Raw genomic sequence first — 19,697 nt, forward strand, 5'->3', positions numbered from 1 at the left:
GTGCCGCTAGATCTACGGCACAGGTTCCAAGCCCAAAGGCTGGCGACGGCGTGCACCCGCTCCGCCCGGGTTGCCCCGAACTCTTAGAGTCTAGGAAAGAAACATACAAGGCTGGCGGTGAGCACCGCGAACCCCAGCGATCCAGCGTAGCGCAGCGAGCTGGGGTTCGCCTGCGGCTCACCACCAGCCTACGGTTTGCGATTCAACCGCACAGGGCCGCACCAGGTGTGATTCGCGCACGGCGAACGAGGGTGGCTTGCCCTGGATTCAGCGTGCCGCGGGTGCGGACAGGTGAACGCAGAGGACGCAGAGATTACGCAGAGAGCGCAGAGAGCGCAGAGAAGTCAGAAAACCATTTCATGATGATCTTCTCTGCGCCCTCTGCGAAACCTTTGCGTCCTCTGCGTTCGTCTTGCTCAAATCGCCACAGGCCCTCGAACACGCCACGCATGGCGCACCGCAGCGTGGCTCAGCCCTCAGCCCCGGACTGCACGCTTGGCTGTGCGACGACGACACGCAAGGTCGTGCGGTTCCTACAGCGCAGCAAATTCACGCTTCCTAAAGTGGATGGCACAGGTGGTCGCGATCCCCGTGGCCCGAAGCAGTTTCATATCGGAGTGAATTCCATGAACACCAAGATCGTCTCCGCGGCCGTGCTGGCCGCCTCCCTCCTGGGCCTGGGTGGCTGCGCCACGATGGACCGCCAGACCGTGGGTACCGTGGGTGGTGCCGCCGTGGGCGGCCTGGTCGGCAGCGCCATCGGTGGCACGGGCGCCACCATCCTGGGCGCCGGCGCCGGCGCGCTGGTCGGCAACCAGATGACCAAGCCCGGTCATACGCTGAACAAGTAATTCACTTCAAAGAGTCGCAAGCGACTTTTGAAGTGGCTGATCGGTGCGAAGTGCCGCTGTGCGCTTCGGGTCCGTGCCGGCACAAACCGTAGGCTGGTGGTGAGCCGCAGGCGAACCCCAGCTTGCTGCGCGACGCTGGATCGCTGGGGTTCGCTCTCGCTCACCCCAGCCTACGGTGGAGTGCCGCAGGTGGGGCCGGGTGCGCGCCGCAGATTCAGATCGGGTAGATCAGCGAGTTGAGGATCATCTCGCTGTCGTAGACGCACGTCCTGCGGGCGAACTTCAGGCCCTCGGGCGTGCGCACGATCTCGTCGATGTAGCGGCCGACGTTGTAGACCTCGCTGGCGTCGCCGGGACGCGTGCGGAAGACTGCGTAGTGCGTTTGCGCGCGGATGCGCTCGCCCTCGGGCGAGAGCAGTTGCGCGGGGCTCAGCACGTGGCGCGTGTAGTAAGGGCCGTGGAAGATGGTCTGCGTGATGCCGTACACGCGGTCCTTCATCATGCCGCGGCTTTCCAGCGCGATGAGCGCGAGCGGCAGTCCGCGGTCGAAGTTCTCGCGGGCCTGCACGGTGTAGCGGCCGTCTTCCAGGAAGAACGCGGGCCAGTCGTCGAAGCGGCGCTCGTCAAGCGCAGCGGCGTAGCGCGCATTGAGCTGGTCGATCTCCAGCTGCAGCAGCAGTTCGTCGCGATTCATGCGCCCATGACCTTGCGCCAGTAGGCGTACATGCTGCGGATCAGCGTCTCGGTGACCATGTGCTCGGTTCCCTGCGTGTCCGTGCCCCCGAGCTCGCACAGCGTCTCGCCGTCCTCGCCCCATTGGCGGAAGCCGTCCTGGCTGAACTGGATCACCTCGCCGTCGTCGGCGCTGACGAAGCCGGCGGGTCCGAACAGGTTCGCCTGCCGCAGGCGCCGGCGCGTCATCTCCTCGCTGTCGTCGGCGAAGCCGAAGTGCGTCCAGACGAAGTCGAACTCGCCCTCGCCGCGCGGCACGATGTGCCGCGTGGACAGCGAGTTCACCTGCTGCTGGATGATGAGGCTGGGGAACAGCGTGATCATGGTGACCGACGGCATGATGTCCGTGCCGGGGTTGGCGGGATCGGGCACCTTCCACCAGGGCTCGGGCACGACGTCGAGCAGGCGCGTGTCGTTCAGCGCCATGTCGGCCTTGAAGCTGGTGACGCCCTGCGTCACCGCCTTGTTCTCGCCGCCCTCGTTGCGCCGCGAGATCATCACGGCATGCCGCCCTTGCGCGTCCATCACCATGCGGCTCTTCTGGTCGGCGCGCCACAGGCCGAAGGTGACGAACCAGGTGTGGAGCAGGCCCGGGTGGTACGGGTCCTTGATGTTCTCCATCATCAGCTTCCAGTTGCCCGGGATGCGCTGGCGGTTGTAGCCCAGCAGCGTGAGCTGGCGGCCGGAGAAGATGCGGTCCAGCCACGGCAGGATCTGAGGGCCGAGGTACTCCTCCAGCGGCTCAGCCTCGTCGCTGAACGTGGCGAACACCAGGCCATGCAGCACGGCCACGCGCAGTTGCCGCAGGCCATGCTGCTTCACGTCGAAGTCCGCGGGCATGCCGCCTTGCACGCAAGGCTGGCCGGCGGCATCCACCGCCGGCACGCCTTCCTTGAACGGCAGCCCCGCCAGTTCGCCATTCAGCTTGTACGTCCACTGGTGGTAAGGGCACACGAAGCTGCGCGCGTTGCCGTGCGGCTGCTGGCAGAAGCGCACGCCGCGATGGGCGCAGCGGTTCTCGACGACGCGGATCCCTGTATCGGTGCCACGGTCCTTCGGCGCCACACGATCGCGCACCAGGATCACGCTGCGCTCGCCGACCCAGGTGAGCCGGTAGTCGCCGACCTTGGGCACCTCGATCTCCAGTCCCACGTAGCACCAGTGCGGGCCGTAGAAGATCTTCTCCAGCTCCTCCCGATACAGCTGCGGGTCGGTGTAGGCCCAGAAGGGCACGCGGCTGGAGCCGGCGCGGCTCCAGCGCGGCAGGGATTCGGGGGCGTTCATGGCGGGTCTCCTGCCCCGATCATATGAACGCTTAGCGATCGGGTCCAGCCGGGGTGCAGCCTCAGGCCTGCGCGCCGACCGCCTTGCGCCGGGACTTCCACGCCCCGAACAGCACCAGCAGCCCGGGCACGAGGATCATCGCCCAGATGATTTTCTCGAGGTTGTCCTTCACCCAGGGAATGCTGCCGAAGAAATAGCCGGCGGTGATGACGCCGCCGACCCACAGGGTGCCGCCCGTGACGTCGAACAGGGTGAAGCGGCTGCGCGTCATCTCCGCGACGCCGGCCACGAAGGGCGCGAAGGTCCGCAGGAAGGGCATGAAGCGCGCCAGCACGATGGTGATGCCGCCGTACTTCTCGTAGAAGGCATGGGCCTGCTGGAAGGCGCGCTTGTTGAAGTAGCGCGAGTCCTCCCACTGGAACACCCGCGGGCCGAAGTGCCGCCCTATCGTGTAGTTGCTCTGGTTGCCCAGCACCGCCGCGGCGATCAGCAGCAGGACGGAGACGGGGTAGTTCATCGTGCCGACGCCGCACAGGGCGCCCACAACGAACAGCAGCGAGTCCCCCGGCAGGAAGGGGAACACCACTACGCCCGTTTCCACGAAGATGATCAGGAACAGCAGCGCGTACACCCAGGCGCCGTAGTGCGTGACGAAGGCTTCGAGGTACTTGTCGACGTGCAGCACGAAGCCGACGAGGGTCATGAGGACATCCATGCGGGGATTATCCCCGGCTGGCCGCATGCAGGCGCTGCGCGTGCACGCCCAGGCCCTGCGCCACGCTCGCATGACGGTCGCCCTGGATCGCGCGGGCCCGCGGCACGGCGGCCGCGATGCGCTGCACCAGCGGGGTGAAGCCGGTGGAACCGCCGGTGAGATAAAGCACCTCCACCGCCTCGGGACCGACGCCGGCGGCGCGCAGGGTGTCCCGCGCGGCCTGCACGATGCGCTCCAGGTCCGCCTCCAGCGCGGCCACCGCCTCACGCTCGTCCAGCGCCGAGGCCAGTCCCCGCTCCAGGCGGCCCAGGTCGATGCGCGTGGCGCCACCTTCCGCCACGGCGATCTTCGCCGCCTCGGCCTGGCCCAGCAGCGCGTGGCCCAGGTGCTCCTCGACGACGGTCATCAGCCGCGCGTGCTGGCGCGGATCGCCGTAGAAGGACTTCATGCGGCGCAGTTCGTGCACGCGCGGCGCCGTGTACACGGTGTTCACCAGGTGCCACGTCGCCAGGTCGAAATACACGCGGCTGGGCACTTCGCGCGGCTCGACACCGGGGCGCGCCGGACCCAGCCCGCGGTAGCCGCACGCCGGCAGGATGGTCGCCAGCTCCACCTGCCGGTCGAAATCGGTGCCGGCCACGTGCACGCCGTGGTTGGCGAGGATGTCGGCGCGCCGGTCCAGCCGCTGCCGCCGCTCGGGCCCGACGCGCACGAGCGAGAAGTCGGAGGTACCGCCGCCGATGTCGGCCACCAGCACAAGCTGCTCGTGGTCGGCCTGCAGCTCGTAGTCCAGGGCCGCCGCGATCGGCTCGTACTGGAAGCTCACGTCGGTGAAGCCCACCGCGCGCGCCGCGGCAGCGAGCGCGTCCTGCGCCTGCGCATCGCGCCTGGGGTCGTCGTCGACGAAGTGGACGGGGCGGCCCAGCACCACGCGCTCCAGCGCAGCGGCGCTGGCGCGTTCGGCCAGGGTCTTCAGGTGCTGCAGGTAGCCGCCCACGATGTCGAGATAGCGCACCGCGTGGCCGCCGCCCACTTCGGTCTGCTGGTCGGCCAGCGACGATCCGAGCACGCTCTTCATCGAGCGCATCAGCCGGCCCTCGTGCCCTTCGATGTACGCCGCCAGCGCGGCGCGGCCGTACAGGCGCAGCGGCGGCTCGTGCGCGGCGCGTCCCTCCACCTGGTAGAACACGGCGGTCGGCATGGTGACCTGCCCGTCCTCCACGTCCACCAGCGCCATGCGGCCATCCGCGCCGGGCACCGCGATGGCGGAGTTGGAAGTGCCGAAGTCGATGGCGCAGAAGGCGGAGGTCTGGGGGGATCGGGACATGGGGGCGCGGATTGTAGCGAGGGTGTCTGGTGCCGGGGCTCCTAGAATGCAGCCCAGATGAGCGCCGTCCTCTCCCCTGCTGCCCGCCGCCCGATCCGCGAACTGCCCGACGAGCTGGTCAGCCAGATCGCCGCGGGCGAAGTCGTGGAGCGCCCCGCGTCCGTGGTGCGCGAGCTGGTGGACAACGCGCTGGACGCGGGCGCCACGCAGGTCACCGTGCGGCTGCTCGCCGGCGGCGTGCGCCTGATCGCTATCGAGGACGACGGCTGCGGCATCGAGCGCGAGCAGTTGCCGCTGGCGCTCAAGCGCCACGCCACCAGCAAGATCGGCTCGCTCGCGGACCTGGAGTCCGTCGGGACCATGGGCTTCCGGGGCGAGGCGCTCGCGGCGATCGCGTCGGTGTCGGAGCTGCACCTGCTGTCGCGGACCGCGGGCCAGGCCAGCGCCTTCCTGCTGGACGCCTCCAGCGGCGAACTGCGGCCCGCCGCGCGCTCGACCGGCACGACGGTCGAAGTGAAGGAGCTGTTCTTCTCGACGCCCGCCCGCCGCAAGTTCCTGAAGACCGACGCCACCGAGCTTGCCCACTGCCTGGAGGCGGTGCGCCGCCATGCGCTCGCGCGCCCGGACGTGGGCTTCACCGTGTGGCACGAAGGCAAGCTGGTGGAGCAGTGGCGCGCCGGCGCGCGCGACCAGCGGCTGGCCGATGTGCTGGGCGAGGACTTCCTGGGCGACAGCGTGGCGATCGAGCACGTGGCCGGGCCGCTGCGCATCACGGGCCGGGCCGGCATCCCCGACGCGGCCCGTTCGCGGGCGGACTGGCAGTACGCGTACGTCAACGGCCGCTACGTGCGCGACAAGGTGATCACGCACGCGGCGCGCAGCGCCTACGAGGACTTGCTGCACGGCCAGCGGCAGCCGGTGTACGTGCTGCACCTGGCCATCGACCCGACGCGCGTGGACGTCAACGTGCATCCGACCAAGATCGAGGTGCGCTTCCGCGACAGCCGCGAGGTGCACCAGGCGGTGCGGCGTGCGGTGGAAGCCGCGCTGTCGGCGCCGCGCGCGGGGCAGGCCGCCCACCCGCAGGCCGTTCTGCCCGTGGCGGCGCCCGCACCTTCGCTGCCCGCGTGGCGGCAACCGGGCATCCCGTTCGCCGCCGAGCGCAGCGCCGACCTGGCCGCCTTGTGGCAGCCGCCGCAGGACGACGGCGGCGGGGCCGCGGCGGCCTCGACCTGGAGTTCACCCGCGGAGCTCGCCCCTCCTGCAGCGCCGCTGCCGGCCGGCGACTGGCCGCTGGGCCGGGCGATTGCGCAGATCCAGGGCATCTACATCCTCGCGGAGAACGCGCAGGGACTCGTCGTCGTCGACATGCATGCGGCGCACGAGCGCATCGTGTACGAGCGGTTGAAGGCGCAGATGGATGCGCAGGCGATCCGCAGCCAGCCGCTGCTGATCCCCGCGACCTTTCCGGCCACGCCCGCCGAGATCGCCACGGCCGAAGCGATGCAGTCCACGCTGGAACTGCTGGGCCTGCAGGTCACGCCCTTCACGCCGAAGACGCTGGCGGTGCGCGCCGTGCCGGCCACGCTCGCCCAGGGCGACGCCGTGGCCCTCGCGCGCGGCGTGCTGGCCGAACTGGCGCAGCACGACGCCAGCAGCGTGGTCGAGCGCGCCCGCAACGAGTTGCTGGCCACCATGGCCTGCCACGGCGCGGTGCGCGCCAACCGCAAGCTCACGCTGGAGGAGATGAACGCGCTGCTGCGCCAGATGGAGGAGACCGAGCGCTCCGACCAGTGCAACCACGGCCGGCCCACCTGGCGCCAGCTCACGGTCAGGGAACTGGATGGTTTGTTCCTGCGCGGGCGCTAGAGCGCCTGGGCGGCGGGCGCGGCGTTCCTGCGCAGCAGGATGAGGCGGGTGGTCAGGCCGTCGTCGGTGACGTCCACGTGACCGAGCACCTCGCATCCTTGCAGGCTCACGGTCAACCAGTTCTCGAGGTTCTTCGTGTCCCGGTAGCGGCGCCACTTGAAGATGGTCTTGCTGTCGCCTTCGCCGTGGTACTGCAGGTGCAGCTGGTCGTAGCCATCGACGGGCTCCCTGGTCCGGTGGACCTTCAGCCACTGCGTCAGCCTGCCATGTTCCTCGTCGTAGACCCGGTAGTCCATCGACACGCGGCGGGCGCCCTCGCCGATGAAGGCCTTGTAGCGCCGCATCATCTCCCCGTCCGGGAACAGCAGGTTGGGGTCGTAGGTGCCGGCATCGCCGGCCCCGAGCCGCTCGTCGAAGTTCCCGAGCAGCACGTCGAACAGCACGTAGTCGTTCTCGGCGACACCGCTCCAGAAGGTGGGGAAGAACTTCTGCAGGCCGGCGTCGAGGTTGGACACCGTGTTGCCCAGGATGGAGAAGAGGCGCGGCCGGGGCTGGCCCGCGAGCAGGTGCCGGAAGGCGTCCCAGCCGTATTCGAAGTCGCCGAGCACCCCGAAAGGCATGGGGGCACCGGCGTGTTCCATGCGCAGGCGTTTCATCGTCAGGAGCAACAGGCCCTCGCTGATGTCGATCGGCACATAGGATGGCCTGCTGCCCTTGCCGCCCAGCAGCGACATCAGCGCGGCGTCGACCTTCCCGTCGCCGGGCCCCAGCGAGACGAGGCTGCCCAGGGGCCGGTCCACCCGGGCCATCACATCGGCGAACGCGGAGCGCAGCTTGCCTTCGCTGATGTCGTAGTCCTCGTGCTCGCTCACGCGCAGCCAGCTGCGCGCGCCGTCCACGCCCACGTAAAGCGCACGCTGGCCCCAGCCTACCTTGCCCTTTTCGAGGTGGGTCTTGAGGTCGTCCACGAAGCCGGGGGGCGAGTAGAGGACGAAGGCATCGGCTTCGTCGACCTCGGCTGCGCCTGCAGGAGCGCGCGCGGTCATCCCGCCCGCCAGGCGCGCTTCGGCTTCCCGCCGCCCGATGAAGGTGATCGCATAGAGCAGGAGGAGGAAAGCCAGCGCTATGGCGACTCCCCAGAACACGGCCTGGATCGCTTCGGGGCCGGCTGTCACCGCGGCCAGAATGCCGGGCACCGACGCCACCGAGACGGCCGCAAGGATGCCGAACACGCCGCAGGAAAGGACCACCCAGGCGAACCGGGACAGCAGGCCGATGCGTTCGCCCCAGGTGCGAACCGGTTCCAGGGGATCGTTCACCACGGCCATGGCCCACCCTCCTCGCGCCCGCGCCGGGCTCTGGCCGGCTTATAGCACCCGGCGGCGCGCCCGCCATTCCCCCGACACGGAACTTGACCTGATCGCCCTACTCTCACCCTTCGATGAAGCGCCGCCTGCTGTTCGCCACCCTCACCGCCGCGGTCGCCCTGACGCTGGGCTGCGCCACCCTCGAAGAGAAACAGCGCGCCTGGATCTTTCAGCCCAGCGACCAGGCCTGGGGCTCGACAGCCGACGCGGCCCAGGGGATGCAGAGCATCTGGATCCCCTTCCATTCCCAGGTGACCGGCGACGACGCCACGCTGCACGGCCTGTGGCTGGCCGCCGACCGGCATCCGGAGACCGGCCCGGTGCTGCTCTATCTCCATGGCGCGCGCTGGAACGTCGAGGCCTCGGCGCCGCGCATCCGCCGCATGCAGCAACTGGGCTTCTCCGTGCTGGCGATCGACTATCGCGGCTTCGGCAAGTCCACGCGCGGCCTGCCCTCCGAAGACACGGCGTACGAGGACGCGCGCGCCGCCTGGGCCTGGCTGGGCGCGCACCACAAGGACCGCGCCCGCTACGTGTTCGGCCATTCGCTGGGGGGCGCCATCGCGATCGATCTCGCGTCGCGGGTGCACGACGAACAGGGCGTGATCGTCGAAGGCACTTTCACTTCGATTCCCGACGTGGCGAGTGCGACCAAATGGGGCTGGCTGCCGCTGCGCGGCCTGATCACGCAGCGCTTCGATTCGCTGAAGAAGATCACGCAGGTGCACGCGCCGCTGCTGGTGGTGCACGGCAGCGACGACGCGACGATCCCGAGCGCGCTGGGCCGCAGGCTCTATGACGCCGCCAAGGTCCGCAAGGAGTTCCTGCTCGTCGACGGCGGCACGCACTTCAGCACCATGGCCCGCGGCGAGGACCAGTACCGCGACGCCGTGACGCAGTTCTTCAGGCTGAAGTAGCGCGCTGCAGCACGGCGAGCGCCGCGCGCACGTCGGCGATCGCGATCTGTCCCGGCGCCGAGGCGTTCGAGCCCACCGCGAAGGTCAGGGCCGAACCGTAGACACCGCCGCACAAGCGCGTCACGGCGCCGAGCGCGCCCATGGACATCGCGATCACCGGGATCGCCAGCCGCTCGCTCGCGCGCAGCGTTGCACCGAGCAGGCGGTGCACGTCGCCCATAGCCTGCGGCATGACCGCGACCTTGGCGACGTCGGCCCCCAGTTGCGCGGCCTGCGTGAACCGCGCATCCAGTTCCGCATCGGCCGGCGTGCGCTGAAAGTCATGGAAGGACAGCACCAGCGGCAATCCGTGCCGGCGGCTGAGTTCCCTCGCCTGCGCGACGTGCGCGGGCTCGTGCGACATCTCGTAGTCCAGTGCGGCGATCGTGCCGCTGGCGGCCACGGCTTCATACAGCGCCAGCACCTGCGCTTCGTCCAGCGCGATCGGCTGGCCGCCTTCGCGCTGCGCGCGCCGCGTGAACAGGACGGGAATGCCGCGCGCGGCCTGCTGCACGGATCGCGCGGCGGCCAGCACGGCCGCCGTGTCGGCAATCCCTGCGAAGAAGTCGACACGCCACTCCAGCAGGTCGGGCTGCAAGGCGGCGACCGCCGCGGCTTCTTCGGCCAGGGCTGCGGGCGTGCGGGCCACCAGGGGGGCGCAGATGGCAGGCAGGCGGCCGCCTGCGAGGGGGCGTCCGCCCAGGGTGAGGGGGTGGGGCATTCGGCGCTCCGCGCCGGCAGGCGCAGGCGGCGATTGTAGAAGGCTTAGTCCGCGTGCTGGTCGGACGATGGGCCGTCGTCCTGGTTGCCTGCTTGCGGGTGGCCGGAGGCGGCCATCGCCTGCGGCTGTTGCTGCTGTTGCACGCTGCCGCCCTGCCCCGCCTTGCGGAAGCCGAGCTTGGCCAGCTCGCGCTCCAGCAACTCGCGGCGCAGCGACATCGGAAGCGTCTCCGAGGTCCACGTGCCGTCGTCGTCCGTTTCGCGATCCGTACTTCTCGCAGTCATGCCGACAGATTAGAAGAGTGCACGGCCGTGGACTGTCCGCACGCCGCCGCGATGCTTGTACGACTGCACTGACAGTCGGGCTGGCTCAGGAATTGGGGCACCCCTGGTCGCGCAGCGCGCAGAACCAGCCGATGAACGCCGCGGTTTCGCTCTTGTCGAACACGGCGGCCGCGCCGAGCTCCATGCAGTGCCGCCGCACGCCGGGCGTCGCGTAGCTGCTGAACACGACCACCTTGCCGCCGCCCGGCTCGGCCCGGCAGCGCCGAAGCACTTCCATGCCCGAGCCCTGGTCCAGCACGAGGTCCACGATGGCGACGTCCCATTCACCGGGATGCTCGGCGAGCCACAGCTTGGCTTCCGCTTCGGTGCGCGCGTACCCGGCCAGCGTCAGTCCGCCCAGCGAAGAGAACAGGTCCGCGAGCAGGCCGCGCATACCGTGCAAGTCTTCGACGAGGAACACCTTGAGATCCACCTGAGCTCCGCGTTGCCATTTGCGACCATTCTGGGACTACGGTCGCGCACGCCTTGTAGGCTGTGAACCTTACGACGTACCGGAGTTGGGACACAGGCATCTGCTAACCTCGACCGGATGCCCACCGACACGCTGCCCGCCGTGGTGGCGCTCGCGGGGCCGACGGCCTCGGGCAAGAGCGCCGCAGCCCTCGCCCTGGCCCAGGCGCTCCACGCCGAGATCGTCACCGTCGATTCGGCGCAGGTGTACCGGGGCATGGACATCGGCACCGCCAAGCCCTCGGCCGCGGACCGCGCCCGCGTGCCGCACCACCTGCTCGATATCCGCGACCCGGCCGAGAGCTACAGCGCGGCCGAATTCGCCGCCGACGCGCAGCGCCTCGCGCGCGAGATCCGCGGACGGGGCCGGCGCGTGCTGCTCGCGGGCGGCACCATGCTTTATTTCAAGGCGCTGTTCGAGGGACTCGCCGCGCTGCCGCCGGCCGACCCGCAGGTGCGCGCCGAGATCGAAGCGGAAGCGGCCGCACAGGGCTGGCCCGCGCTGCACGCGCGGCTCGCGCAGCTCGACCCGGTGACGGCGGCGCGCCTGGCGCCCAACGATGCGCAGCGCGTGCAGCGCGCCCTGGAAGTGCTGCGCCTCACGGGCGAGCCGCTGTCGCAGGTGCACGCGCGGTCGGCGCGCTCCCCGGCGCTGCGCCCCGATCGCTTCCTCTCGCTGGAGCCGGACGACCGCGGCTGGCTGCACGAGCGCATCGCCCGGCGCTTCGATGCGATGCTCGCCGCGGGCTTCCTGGACGAGGTACGTGCCCTGCGTGCGCGCGGCGACCTGCACGCGCAGCTCCCCAGCATGCGCAGCGTGGGCTACCGCCAGGCCTGGGAGGCACTGGCCGGTGACTGGCCGCTGGAGAGCGTGCGCGAGCGCGGCATCGCCGCCACTCGCCAGCTCGCCAAGCGCCAGCTCACCTGGCTGCGCGCGATGCCGCAGCGCGCCGTGATCGCGTGCGATGCGCCCGATGCCGTGCAGCAGGTGCTGCGTGCCTGTGGAGTGCCGGCCTGATGCTGGAGGTGCAGCAACTGGCGAAGCGCTACGGCGAGGTCACCGTCTTTCGCGACGTGTCGCTGCAGGTCGCGGCCGGCGAATTCGTGGCCATCGTGGGCGAGTCGGGGGTCGGCAAGTCGACGCTGCTCAATTGCATGGCGGGACTGGACCACTGGGACGAGGGCCGCATCCTCGTGGACGGCACCGACCTGTCGACGCTGGACGACGAGGCGCGCGCCTTGCTGCGGCGGCGGGAGCTCGGCTTCGTGTTCCAGGCCTTCCACGTGCTGCCGCACCTGGACGTGGCGCAGAACGTGGGCTTGCCGCTGCTGCTGCTGCAGCGGCCCGACGCGGCGCGCGTGCAGGCGATGCTGGAGGCGGTGGGACTGTCCGGGCTCGGTGCGCGCCTGCCGCAGGAACTCAGTGGCGGCCAGTTGCAGCGCGTAGCCATCGCCCGAGCGCTGGTGCACCGGCCGCGCCTGCTGCTGGCCGACGAGCCCACCGGCAACCTCGATCCGGCGACGGCGGCGCGGGTGCTGGAAGTGCTGCGCTCGCAGGCGCGCGCGAGCGGCGCGGCGCTGGTGCTGGTGACGCATTCCGCCTCGGCGGCCGGCCTCGCGGACCGCGTTCTGCGGCTGCAGGCCGACGGGATCCGCGGCTAGCGACTGCGCCGCAGTGCCACGGGCCTGCGCAGGCTGCTAGGAGCCTGCACCCGGCGTTGCGGTGGCCGGCGCCACCAGGCCCAGGCGCTGTGCCAGGCCTTGCGTGGCGATGGCGCCGTCGATGGTGACGAGCTCGCCCGAGACGGCATGCTTGCCCACGATGGTGGGCACGCCGCCGAAGCCGAACTGCGTGAACAGCTGCGTGTTGGCCTTGACCGGCGCGATCTGCGCGTCGCTCATGTTGACGGCGCTGATGCCGCCCGTGTGCTCGCGCACCGAGGCTTCGTTCTGCTCCATCGCGGCCACGGGGTCGGGAGCGGCGAGGATGGCGGCGCCTTGCGAGAAGCTCTTCTCGCCCAGCAGGCCCACCGGGATCCAGACGAAGCGCGCCTGCGGCTTCAGCGGCTTGGCGGCCTCCCACAGCGCCGCGCAGTGCGGGCACTGCGGATCGAAGAACACGTAGACCACGCGCGTGCTCATCGTGGAGCCCACGTTGAAGCCCTTCGCGTCCGACGCGATCTTCTCCAGCGACACCGGCACGCTCGCCGCGCCCGGCGCGGCAGCGGAGGTGGAGGACGTTTCGTCCTTCTTGCCGCAAGCGGCGAGGACGACCGCGGCAGCAGCGGCGGCCAGGCAGCTACGGCGCTTCATGCGGAGGGGGCGGCTTCCAGGCCGCCGAGTTCGGAACAGTAGTCCATGAATTCCCGGGTCTGCGATTTCAGGAACACGGCATCGGCGCCGAGGCGCAGGCAGTGTGCCCGGATGCCGTCGCTGGCGTAGTCGCTGAACACGATCACGCTGCCTCCGTGCCGGTCCGCGGCTTCCCTGGCCTGGGGGACCACCCCCATGCCGCTGCCCTGGTCCAGCACGAGGTCGACGATGGCGAGGTCCCATTCGGCCGGATGCTCGGCGAGCCACAGGCGCGCTTCCGCTTCCGTGCCGATCGCGCGGACCAGGCGGAAGTCGCCGACGCTCGCGAGCAGGTCCGCCAGCACGGACCGCACATGGAGCATGTCTTCGACCAGGAATACGCGCACGGTCACGGGGGATGAGGCCTCTCGTCTGCTACAGCACGGGGCATTCTAGTCGCTGTGCGCGGCGGTTCAGGACCGGCCGCCCTGCGCCTGCTGGAGGAGTTCCGTGACTTCCTCGAGCTCCTCGGCCGCCTCCTGGACCTTGCGCTCCAGCACCTTGTTCTGCTGGATGGCCCAGGCGATGTCGCCTTTCTTCACGTGCGGCGGCAGCTCGCGCTCGAGCGCGCCGTGGGTCAAACCGAGCTCCGCGCTCGCCACCTCGAGGTCGTGCTGGACCTGGTCGGTCCGGGAGCGCGCCTCGTCGAGGGCGGGATGGGAGGGCACCTGGTTCATGACGTTCCTTTCGTCCTTTCGCTGGGCGAAGGTTAGGTGCCGGCCAAAGCCTCAACCGTCATCCGCCGACCCGCGCGGGCGACGGAACAGCGCGCATGGCCCGGCGGTCCGTGACGCAACAGCCGTCGGTGTTGCGCACGCGCACGTGCCGCCGTTCTCCTACAAGGCGGCACCCGCCCCGTCCGGATCATCAGCGCATCTGTCACCCACAAGGAGAACGAATCATGGCGACCCGCACTGCCAAGGACGCATGCGACCTGCTCGACGCGGATCACCGCGCGGTCAAGAAACTGTTCAAGGAATACGAGGAGCTCACGAATTCGCGCGGCCGCACGGTCGCGCAGAAGAAGATGGACCTGGCGCGCCAGATCTGCCAGGAGCTGACCGTGCATGCGCAGATCGAGGAAGAGATCTTCTATCCGGCCCTGCGCAACGTGCTGAAGGACACCGACGTGATCGCGGAAGCCGAGGTGGAGCACCAGTCCGCCAAGGACCTGATCGCGCAGATCGAAGGCATGGGTGAAGCCGACGAGATGTTCGATGCGAAGGTGACGGTCCTCGGCGAGTACATCGACCACCACGTGAAGGAAGAGCGCAACGAGATCTTCCCCAAGGCGCGCGCGGCCCGCAAGCTGGACCTCGTCGGCATGCGCGACGAGCTGATGCAGCGCAAGGAAGAACTCATGGGCGAGACGGCCTGATTGGTCAAGCCGAAGCGGCACCCGTAGGCTGGTGGTGAGCCGCAGGCGAACCCCAGCTGGCTGTCGGACTCGATCGCTGGGGTTCGCCTTGCTTACCGCCAGCCTACGAACACCGGTCGCGAAGGCACCGCGCGGCACAATGCGTGCATGCTCGCGCTGCTCGCGACCTACTCCTGGCAGGAAGTCCGCCACCACGCGTGGCGCAGCATGACCGCCGTGCTGGCGGTCATGCTGGGGGTGGCCCTCGCCTTCTCCGTCCACCTGATCAACGCGTCGGCGCTGGATGAATTCGCCAGCGCCGCGCGCTCCGCCGGCGGCCAGCCGGACCTGGAACTGCGCGCCTCGCAAGGCGTGATGGACGAAGCGCTCTATCCGCGCGTTGCTACCGACCGCGACGTGGCGAGCGCGAGTCCCGTGCTGGAACTGCAGACCTTCGCCATCGCGCGCGATGGCAGCCGCGCCGGCGTGCGCGTGCTGGGCGTCGATGCACTGGTGGTCGGCAGCGTCGCGCCCCAGCTCGTGCCGGTGCCTGCCGGCGACGCCGACCGGCTGGCCGTGCTGGCCCCGGCGACCGCTTTCCTCAATGCCGCGGCGCAGGCGGTGCTGCCGGCCGATCGCGTGTCCCTGCAGGCCGGCCTCGCCTTGCGCCCCGTGCGCGTCGCGGGCACCAGCGCCGCCGCCGGCGGCCCGCTGCTGGTGATGGACATCGCCGCGGCCCAGGACCTGTTCGGCCGCGACGGCCAGCTCTCGCGCATCGACGTGCGGCTGCAACCCGGCGTCTCGCACGCGGCGTGGCTGCGCCGGATGAACTTGCCTCCGCAGGTGCAGGCCGCGGAGCCCGGGGATGCGGGCCAGCGGGTCAGCCAGCTGTCGCGCGCCTACCGCGTGAACCTCACCGTGCTGGCGCTGGTCGCGCTCTTCACCGGCGCGTTCCTGGTGTTCTCGGTGCTGGCGCTCAGCGTCGCGCGGCGCGCGCAGCAGTTCGCGCTGCTGGGCGTGCTGGGACTGACCGCGCGCGAGCGGCTGCGGCTCGTGCTGGCGGAATCCGCAGTGCTGGGCGTGCTCGGGAGCGCGCTGGGCATCGCGCTGGGCACCGGCCTGGCGCAGGCGGCCTTGTCGCTGCTGGGAGGCGACCTGGGCGGCGGCTACTTTCCCGGCGTGCAGCCGCAGCTCGAATGGAAGTGGTGGGCCGCCGCGGTCTATGGCGCGCTCGGCGTGCTCGCTGCGCTGGTGGGCGGCTGGTTGCCCGCACGCAGCGCCGCGCGCCTGCCGCTCGCGCAGACGCTCAAGGGCCTGGGCACGGCCCTGCCGCGCGGTCGCCGCCATCGGCTCGGCTGGATGGCCTTGCTGCTCGCGCTGGCCCTCGCGTTCCTGCCGCCGATCGCGGGCATTCCGCTCGCGGCCTATCTGTCGGTGGCCTTGCTGCTGGTCGGAGGCATCGCCGTCCTGCCCGCCGCGGTAGGTGCGCTGTACGACCGGCTCGCACCGCGGGTGGCGAACCGGCTGCTCCCGCTGCTGGCGGTGGAGCGTGCGCGCCGCGTGCGCGAGAGCGCCGCCGTCGCCGTCAGCGGCGTGGTCGCGGCGCTCAGCCTCGCCGTGGCGCTCACGGTGATGGTCGCGAGCTTCCGCCACTCGGTGGCCGACTGGCTAGCCGTGCTGCTGCCGGCCGACCTGTACCTGCGCACCAGCACCAGCGCCGCCGCCGGCGACACCGCCTTCCTCGAACCCCGGTTGGTGCAGGACCTCGCGCAAGTGCCCGGCGTCGCGCGCGTGGCGACGCAACGCGTGCGCACCCTGCTGCTCGACCCCGCGCGGCCGCCCGTGGGCCTGCTGGCGCGCCCCATCGGCGATCCGCGCCGCACCCTGCCCCGGGTCGGCGAGATCGTCGCCGTGCCCGCGGGCGCGATTCCGGTGTACGTCAGCGAGGCGATGGTGGACCTCTACGGCGCCCGCCGCGGCGCCCGCCTGCCCGTGCTGGAGAAGGCGCTGGGCGCGGCGCCGCTCGTGGTCGCCGGCGTGTGGCGCGACTATGTGCGCCAGAGCGGCGCCGTTCTGCTGGACCAGCGCGACTACCTGCGCCTGACCGGCGACACGCGCGTGAACGACGCGCAGCTGTGGCTCGCGCCCGGCGCTTCGGCGCAGGACGTGCAGGCGCGCGTGCGCGAGCTCGTCACGCGCGACACCGGCCGGCCGGACCTGGTCGACTTCGCTTCCGCGGCGGAGGTGCGCAACGTCTCGCTGCGCATCTTCGACCGCAGCTTCGCGGTGACCTACTGGCTGCAGGCGGTGGCGATCGCGATCGGCCTGTTCGGCGTGGCCGCGAGCTTCAGCGCCCAGGTGCTGGCGCGGCGCAAGGAGTTCGGGCTGCTCGCGCACCTCGGGCTCACGCGCCGCCAGATCCTCACGGTGGTCGCAGGGGAAGGCGCAGCGTGGACCGTGATCGGCGCACTCGCCGGCCTGGGACTGGGGCTTGCCGTCGCGATGGTGCTGGTGCACGTGGTCAACCCGCAGAGCTTCCACTGGACGATGGACCTGCTCGTGCCTTGGGGGCGCCTGCTCGCGCTGTGCCTGGCGGTCATCGCTGCCGGCACCTTCACCGCGTGGGCTGCCGGGCGCGCGGCGGCCGGCCGCGATGCGGTGCTGGCGGTGAAGGAGGACTGGTGATGCGCAGGCGCCCGCTGCTCGCAGCCTTGCCCGCGCTTGTCTTCGCACGCGCGGGCTGGGCGCTGCCGCCGCACCGCATGGCGTTTCCGGCGGACCACGGCGCGCATCCGCAGCAAAGCACCGAGTGGTGGTACATCACGGGCCACGCCGAAGCGCAGGGCCGGACCTTCGGTTTCCAGGTCACCTTCTTCCGCTCGCGCGTGGAGGCCACGCAGCAGATGCAATCGCGCTTCGCGGCGAAGCAGCTGCTGTTCGCGCACGCCGCCGTCACCGACGTGCAGGGCCGCCGGCTGTGGCACGACCAGCGCATCGCACGCGCCGGCTTCGGCATCGCGGAAGCCGCGACGGACGACGGCCGGGTGCGGCTGCGCGACTGGTCGCTGGCCCGTGCGGACGGCAGCTGGCAGGCGCACGTTCCCGCCACCGACTTCCGCCTGGACCTGCGCTGTGCCGAGACGCAGCCCGTGCTGCTGCAAGGCGAGGCCGGACTCTCGCGCAAGGGACCGCGCCCCGACCAGGCCAGCGAGTACTACAGCGAACCGCAGCTCGCGGTGAGCGGGCAGCTGGCGCTGCGCGGCCAGGTGTTCGATGTCACCGGCCGCGCCTGGATGGACCACGAATGGAGCGACGCCTATCTCGCGCCGCAGGCCGTGGGCTGGGACTGGATCGGGATGAACCTGGACGACGGCAGCGCGCTCATGGCCTTCCGCATCCGCCGCGAGGACGGCAGCACCTTGTGGGACGGCGGCGCCTTCCGCAGCGCGCGCGGCGACCTCTACGTCGCGCGTCCCGGCGAGACGCAGTTCGTGCCGCACCGTCGCTGGACCAGCCCGCTGTCCAACGCCAGCTACCCGGTGGAATGGGGCGTGCGCACGCCGGCGGATTTCTACACGGTGCGCGCGGTCATCGACAACCAGGAGCTGGACAGCCGCGGCTCCACGGGCGCGATCTACTGGGAAGGGCTGTCTGACCTCATCGACAGCAGCGGCAAGCGGGTTGGGCGCGGCTATCTCGAGATGACCGGATACGCCCACCGCCTGCGCATGTGAGCGCGCCTACTGCATGCCCTTGACGATCTTCTCGCCGTCGGCGCCCGCGCGCTTGCTCCATTCCTGGATCAGCACCTGGCTCACGCGTTCGAAGTCCGCCTTCATCGCCGGCGACGGCTCGTAGACCTTCAGCCCGTTCTTCGCGAGCGTGTCGGTCGACGCCTTCGCGGCTTCGCGCGCGAGCTTCCAGCCGCGCGCTTCCGCCTCGGCGGACACGCTCTCGATCGCCTTGCGGTTCTCCGGCGAGAGCTTCGCGAACTCGCGCTCGTTGACGATCACCGCATTGCGCGGATGCATGGCGTTGACGTCGTAGAAGGCGGTGAGGAACTCCCAGGCCTTGGTGTCCACCCCGATCTGCGGCGACGCGATCATGGTGGTCGCCACGTTCATCGTGAAGGCCTGGGCCAGCTCCGCGGCCTGGATGGTCGTGGGCTGCGCGCCCAGTTCCTCGGCGAAGCGCGCGGTGATGCGGTTGTAGGAACGGAACTTCGCGCCCTTGAAGGCGGCGAGCGAATCCATCGGCGTCTTGCTGAAGATGCCGTTGCCGGGCCAGGCGACCGAGTACAGCATGCGCATGCCCTGCTTGCCGAGCCGCTCCTGCAGCATCGGCTTCTGCAGCGTGTACAGCTTCCACGAGCGGTCGAAACCCGCGGCCAGGAAGGGCACCATGTCCGCCTCGAACAGCGCGTCCTCGTTGCCGTGGTTGGACAGCAGGATCTCGCCGATGGGCACCTGCCCGCCCTGCACCGCCCGCTTGATCTCGGGCAGCTTGTAGAGCGATGCGTTCGGGTGCACCGTGATCTCCACGTCGCCATGGGTGGCCTTCTTCACCTCGTCGGCGAACCAGCGCAGGTTCTGCGTGTGGAAGTTGTTCTCGGCGTAGCCGGCGGGCAGGTCCCACTTCACTTTTTCGGCAAGGGCGCCCGTGGCGCCGAGCGCCAGGCACAGCGTTGCCACGGCGGCGAACGTCGTCTTCATGATGTCTCCTGCTGGTTGTGGACTGCGGTACTGCGGTGCGGGCCGGGGCCCGCGCGGCTCAGGCGGGCACGTGGCCCCACTTGCGGACCCAGTCGTTGCCGACCAGGTCGACCACCTTGCCGTCGGCGTCGAAGAACTTGTTGGGCACCTGGAACACGGCGAGCATGAGGCCGCCCTCGGGCGTCCATGCGGCGTGGCGGCTGCCGGCGGGCCGGTACACGAATTCACCGGGCCCGACCTCCAGCCCCTTCTCGGGCCCTTCGATGTCCACCAGCCGGCCCTCCAGCATGTAGGTCTGTTCCACCAGCGTGTGCTCGTGGTCCGGCAGCTTCGCGCCCGCATCCATCTTCAGCAGCACGGTGAGCAGGCCGGCCTTCGGATCGACCATCAGCGTCTTGACGTAGCAGCCGGGATAGCGGATCGGCTCCCACTCCATCTCGTTGGCGTGGACCACGCGCGAGGCGAGCGGCCCCAGGTCCCGGTGGTTCTTCGCTTGCGGTGTGATGGGCGTGCTCATGTGCTCTCCGTTGGGACAACGGCAGCACAGTGCACGCAGTGCGCGCCCCGGCGAATGGGACTTCCCCTAGGACGGGCGCGGACTACAACCTCCGCACTACATCGCCGGATCCGGCCCGCGCCGGCGCGGGCTGCGCTGGCGCG

General features: G+C 70.3%; 21 protein-coding genes. 8 read left to right on the forward strand and 13 right to left on the reverse strand.

Annotated elements, in window-relative coordinates:
• Positions 1-626 precede the first annotated feature (626 nt).
• Positions 627-851: a glycine zipper 2TM domain-containing protein gene (locus JJB11_RS24970; RefSeq protein ID WP_201177912.1), complete on the forward strand. Its 225-nt coding sequence runs from the start codon at positions 627-629 to the stop codon at positions 849-851.
• A 214-nt stretch (positions 852-1,065) separates the two neighbouring features.
• Here JJB11_RS24970 and JJB11_RS24975 read toward each other — a convergent pair whose 3' ends face one another.
• The 4 genes from JJB11_RS24975 to JJB11_RS24990 form a co-directional block, all read right to left on the reverse strand.
• The gene (locus JJB11_RS24975) at positions 1,066-1,545 is read right to left on the reverse strand and encodes an aromatic-ring-hydroxylating dioxygenase subunit beta (protein WP_201177914.1); all 480 of its coding nucleotides are present in this window, start codon (positions 1,543-1,545) and stop codon (positions 1,066-1,068) included.
• On the reverse strand, positions 1,542-2,867 hold the full coding sequence (locus JJB11_RS24980; RefSeq protein WP_201177916.1) for an aromatic ring-hydroxylating dioxygenase subunit alpha: 1,326 nt from the start codon (positions 2,865-2,867) through the stop codon (positions 1,542-1,544). The genes JJB11_RS24975 and JJB11_RS24980 overlap by 4 nt, the downstream gene beginning before the upstream one ends.
• 61 nt (positions 2,868-2,928) lie before the next feature.
• Entirely contained in the window at positions 2,929-3,582 is a 654-nt protein-coding gene (locus tag JJB11_RS24985) for a VTT domain-containing protein (protein WP_201177918.1), read from the reverse strand.
• Positions 3,583-3,589: 7 nt separating this feature from the next.
• Positions 3,590-4,909, reverse strand: a complete 1,320-nt coding sequence (locus tag JJB11_RS24990; protein ID WP_201177920.1) for an Hsp70 family protein — start codon at positions 4,907-4,909, stop codon at positions 3,590-3,592.
• A 57-nt stretch (positions 4,910-4,966) separates the two neighbouring features.
• Here JJB11_RS24990 and mutL point away from each other — a divergent pair, with 57 nt between their 5' ends.
• On the forward strand, positions 4,967-6,778 hold the full coding sequence (gene mutL / locus JJB11_RS24995) for a DNA mismatch repair endonuclease MutL (RefSeq protein WP_201177922.1): 1,812 nt from the start codon (positions 4,967-4,969) through the stop codon (positions 6,776-6,778).
• On the opposite strand, the gene JJB11_RS25000 is transcribed toward mutL, so the two are convergent.
• The gene (locus tag JJB11_RS25000) at positions 6,775-8,106 is read right to left on the reverse strand and encodes an L-histidine N(alpha)-methyltransferase (RefSeq protein WP_201177924.1); all 1,332 of its coding nucleotides are present in this window, start codon (positions 8,104-8,106) and stop codon (positions 6,775-6,777) included. The genes mutL and JJB11_RS25000 overlap by 4 nt on opposite strands.
• A 113-nt stretch (positions 8,107-8,219) precedes the next feature.
• On the opposite strand from JJB11_RS25000, the gene JJB11_RS25005 reads away from it, so the two are divergent.
• Complete coding sequence (locus JJB11_RS25005; RefSeq protein ID WP_201177926.1) at positions 8,220-9,062, forward strand: alpha/beta hydrolase; 843 nt, start codon at positions 8,220-8,222, stop codon at positions 9,060-9,062.
• Here the strand turns inward: JJB11_RS25005 and aroD are convergent.
• From aroD to JJB11_RS25020, 3 genes are all read right to left on the reverse strand, one after another.
• Positions 9,049-9,822 (reverse strand): type I 3-dehydroquinate dehydratase, encoded by a 774-nt coding sequence (aroD, locus tag JJB11_RS25010; RefSeq protein ID WP_201177928.1) that lies wholly within the window; start codon positions 9,820-9,822, stop codon positions 9,049-9,051. The two genes, JJB11_RS25005 and aroD, sit on opposite strands and share 14 nt — an antisense overlap.
• A gap of 44 nt (positions 9,823-9,866) precedes the next feature.
• Positions 9,867-10,106, reverse strand: coding sequence for a hypothetical protein (locus tag JJB11_RS25015; RefSeq protein ID WP_201177930.1), 240 nt, complete (start codon positions 10,104-10,106; stop codon positions 9,867-9,869).
• Positions 10,107-10,191: 85 nt separating this feature from the next.
• Positions 10,192-10,578 carry a response regulator gene (locus JJB11_RS25020; RefSeq protein ID WP_201965098.1) on the reverse strand — a complete coding sequence of 129 codons (387 nt, stop codon included), beginning with the start codon at positions 10,576-10,578 and terminating at the stop codon, positions 10,192-10,194.
• Positions 10,579-10,695: 117 nt separating this feature from the next.
• Here JJB11_RS25020 and miaA point away from each other — a divergent pair, with 117 nt between their 5' ends.
• Together miaA and JJB11_RS25030 are read left to right on the forward strand one after the other, a co-directional pair.
• Positions 10,696-11,634: a tRNA (adenosine(37)-N6)-dimethylallyltransferase MiaA gene (miaA, locus tag JJB11_RS25025; protein ID WP_201177932.1), complete on the forward strand. Its 939-nt coding sequence runs from the start codon at positions 10,696-10,698 to the stop codon at positions 11,632-11,634.
• A complete protein-coding gene (locus tag JJB11_RS25030; protein WP_201177934.1) occupies positions 11,634-12,278 on the forward strand; it encodes an ABC transporter ATP-binding protein in 645 nt (214 codons plus the stop codon). Before miaA ends, JJB11_RS25030 begins: the two co-directional genes overlap by 1 nt.
• 36 nt (positions 12,279-12,314) lie before the next feature.
• Here JJB11_RS25030 and JJB11_RS25035 read toward each other — a convergent pair whose 3' ends face one another.
• The 3 genes from JJB11_RS25035 to JJB11_RS25045 are packed head-to-tail and all read right to left on the reverse strand — an operon-like array spanning position 12,315 to position 13,645.
• Positions 12,315-12,929, reverse strand: coding sequence for a DsbC family protein (locus tag JJB11_RS25035; protein WP_201177936.1), 615 nt, complete (start codon positions 12,927-12,929; stop codon positions 12,315-12,317).
• On the reverse strand, positions 12,926-13,321 hold the full coding sequence (locus JJB11_RS25040; protein WP_201177938.1) for a response regulator: 396 nt from the start codon (positions 13,319-13,321) through the stop codon (positions 12,926-12,928). Before JJB11_RS25040 ends, JJB11_RS25035 begins: the two co-directional genes overlap by 4 nt.
• A gap of 60 nt (positions 13,322-13,381) precedes the next feature.
• A complete protein-coding gene (locus tag JJB11_RS25045) occupies positions 13,382-13,645 on the reverse strand; it encodes a hypothetical protein (RefSeq protein WP_201177940.1) in 264 nt (87 codons plus the stop codon).
• Positions 13,646-13,869: 224 nt separating this feature from the next.
• On the opposite strand from JJB11_RS25045, the gene JJB11_RS25050 reads away from it, so the two are divergent.
• The 3 genes from JJB11_RS25050 to JJB11_RS25060 all read left to right on the forward strand — a co-directional run bounded on the left by JJB11_RS25050 (position 13,870) and on the right by JJB11_RS25060 (position 18,059).
• Positions 13,870-14,346, forward strand: coding sequence for a hemerythrin domain-containing protein (locus JJB11_RS25050; protein WP_201177941.1), 477 nt, complete (start codon positions 13,870-13,872; stop codon positions 14,344-14,346).
• Positions 14,347-14,493: 147 nt separating this feature from the next.
• A complete protein-coding gene (locus JJB11_RS25055) occupies positions 14,494-17,010 on the forward strand; it encodes an ABC transporter permease (RefSeq protein ID WP_201177943.1) in 2,517 nt (838 codons plus the stop codon).
• Positions 17,010-18,059: a lipocalin-like domain-containing protein gene (locus JJB11_RS25060; RefSeq protein ID WP_201177945.1), complete on the forward strand. Its 1,050-nt coding sequence runs from the start codon at positions 17,010-17,012 to the stop codon at positions 18,057-18,059. Before JJB11_RS25055 ends, JJB11_RS25060 begins: the two co-directional genes overlap by 1 nt.
• 6 nt (positions 18,060-18,065) lie before the next feature.
• Here JJB11_RS25060 and JJB11_RS25065 read toward each other — a convergent pair whose 3' ends face one another.
• Both JJB11_RS25065 and JJB11_RS25070 read right to left on the reverse strand, forming a co-directional pair.
• Positions 18,066-19,037 carry a TRAP transporter substrate-binding protein gene (locus JJB11_RS25065; protein WP_201177947.1) on the reverse strand — a complete coding sequence of 324 codons (972 nt, stop codon included), beginning with the start codon at positions 19,035-19,037 and terminating at the stop codon, positions 18,066-18,068.
• Between the two features lie 58 nt (positions 19,038-19,095).
• Positions 19,096-19,554 (reverse strand): cupin domain-containing protein, encoded by a 459-nt coding sequence (locus JJB11_RS25070; protein ID WP_201177948.1) that lies wholly within the window; start codon positions 19,552-19,554, stop codon positions 19,096-19,098.
• Between the last annotated feature and the right edge of the window lie 143 nt (positions 19,555-19,697).

It is taken from the genome of Ramlibacter ginsenosidimutans (assembly GCF_016654015.1).
GTDB classification, from domain to species: domain Bacteria; phylum Pseudomonadota; class Gammaproteobacteria; order Burkholderiales; family Burkholderiaceae_C; genus Ramlibacter; species Ramlibacter ginsenosidimutans.

What these genes read in the sequence shown, in the direction of transcription:
- JJB11_RS25000 (WP_201177924.1), bottom strand. Translation starts at nt 8,106, where the DNA reads ATGGCCGTGGTGAACGATCCCCTGGAACCGGTTCGCACCTGGGGCGAA.
- JJB11_RS25035 (WP_201177936.1), bottom strand. Translation starts at nt 12,929, where the DNA reads ATGAAGCGCCGTAGCTGCCTGGCCGCCGCTGCTGCCGCGGTCGTCCTC.
- mutL (WP_201177922.1), top strand. Translation starts at nt 4,967, where the DNA reads ATGAGCGCCGTCCTCTCCCCTGCTGCCCGCCGCCCGATCCGCGAACTG.
- JJB11_RS24970 (WP_201177912.1), top strand. Translation starts at nt 627, where the DNA reads ATGAACACCAAGATCGTCTCCGCGGCCGTGCTGGCCGCCTCCCTCCTG.
- JJB11_RS24985 (WP_201177918.1), bottom strand. Translation starts at nt 3,582, where the DNA reads ATGGATGTCCTCATGACCCTCGTCGGCTTCGTGCTGCACGTCGACAAG.
- JJB11_RS25045 (WP_201177940.1), bottom strand. Translation starts at nt 13,645, where the DNA reads ATGAACCAGGTGCCCTCCCATCCCGCCCTCGACGAGGCGCGCTCCCGG.
- JJB11_RS25005 (WP_201177926.1), top strand. Translation starts at nt 8,220, where the DNA reads ATGAAGCGCCGCCTGCTGTTCGCCACCCTCACCGCCGCGGTCGCCCTG.
- JJB11_RS25065 (WP_201177947.1), bottom strand. Translation starts at nt 19,037, where the DNA reads ATGAAGACGACGTTCGCCGCCGTGGCAACGCTGTGCCTGGCGCTCGGC.
- JJB11_RS25050 (WP_201177941.1), top strand. Translation starts at nt 13,870, where the DNA reads ATGGCGACCCGCACTGCCAAGGACGCATGCGACCTGCTCGACGCGGAT.
- JJB11_RS25030 (WP_201177934.1), top strand. Translation starts at nt 11,634, where the DNA reads ATGCTGGAGGTGCAGCAACTGGCGAAGCGCTACGGCGAGGTCACCGTC.
- JJB11_RS25055 (WP_201177943.1), top strand. Translation starts at nt 14,494, where the DNA reads ATGCTCGCGCTGCTCGCGACCTACTCCTGGCAGGAAGTCCGCCACCAC.
- JJB11_RS24975 (WP_201177914.1), bottom strand. Translation starts at nt 1,545, where the DNA reads ATGAATCGCGACGAACTGCTGCTGCAGCTGGAGATCGACCAGCTCAAT.
- aroD (WP_201177928.1), bottom strand. Translation starts at nt 9,822, where the DNA reads ATGCCCCACCCCCTCACCCTGGGCGGACGCCCCCTCGCAGGCGGCCGC.
- JJB11_RS25015 (WP_201177930.1), bottom strand. Translation starts at nt 10,106, where the DNA reads ATGACTGCGAGAAGTACGGATCGCGAAACGGACGACGACGGCACGTGG.
- JJB11_RS24980 (WP_201177916.1), bottom strand. Translation starts at nt 2,867, where the DNA reads ATGAACGCCCCCGAATCCCTGCCGCGCTGGAGCCGCGCCGGCTCCAGC.
- miaA (WP_201177932.1), top strand. Translation starts at nt 10,696, where the DNA reads ATGCCCACCGACACGCTGCCCGCCGTGGTGGCGCTCGCGGGGCCGACG.
- JJB11_RS24990 (WP_201177920.1), bottom strand. Translation starts at nt 4,909, where the DNA reads ATGTCCCGATCCCCCCAGACCTCCGCCTTCTGCGCCATCGACTTCGGC.
- JJB11_RS25070 (WP_201177948.1), bottom strand. Translation starts at nt 19,554, where the DNA reads ATGAGCACGCCCATCACACCGCAAGCGAAGAACCACCGGGACCTGGGG.
- JJB11_RS25060 (WP_201177945.1), top strand. Translation starts at nt 17,010, where the DNA reads ATGCGCAGGCGCCCGCTGCTCGCAGCCTTGCCCGCGCTTGTCTTCGCA.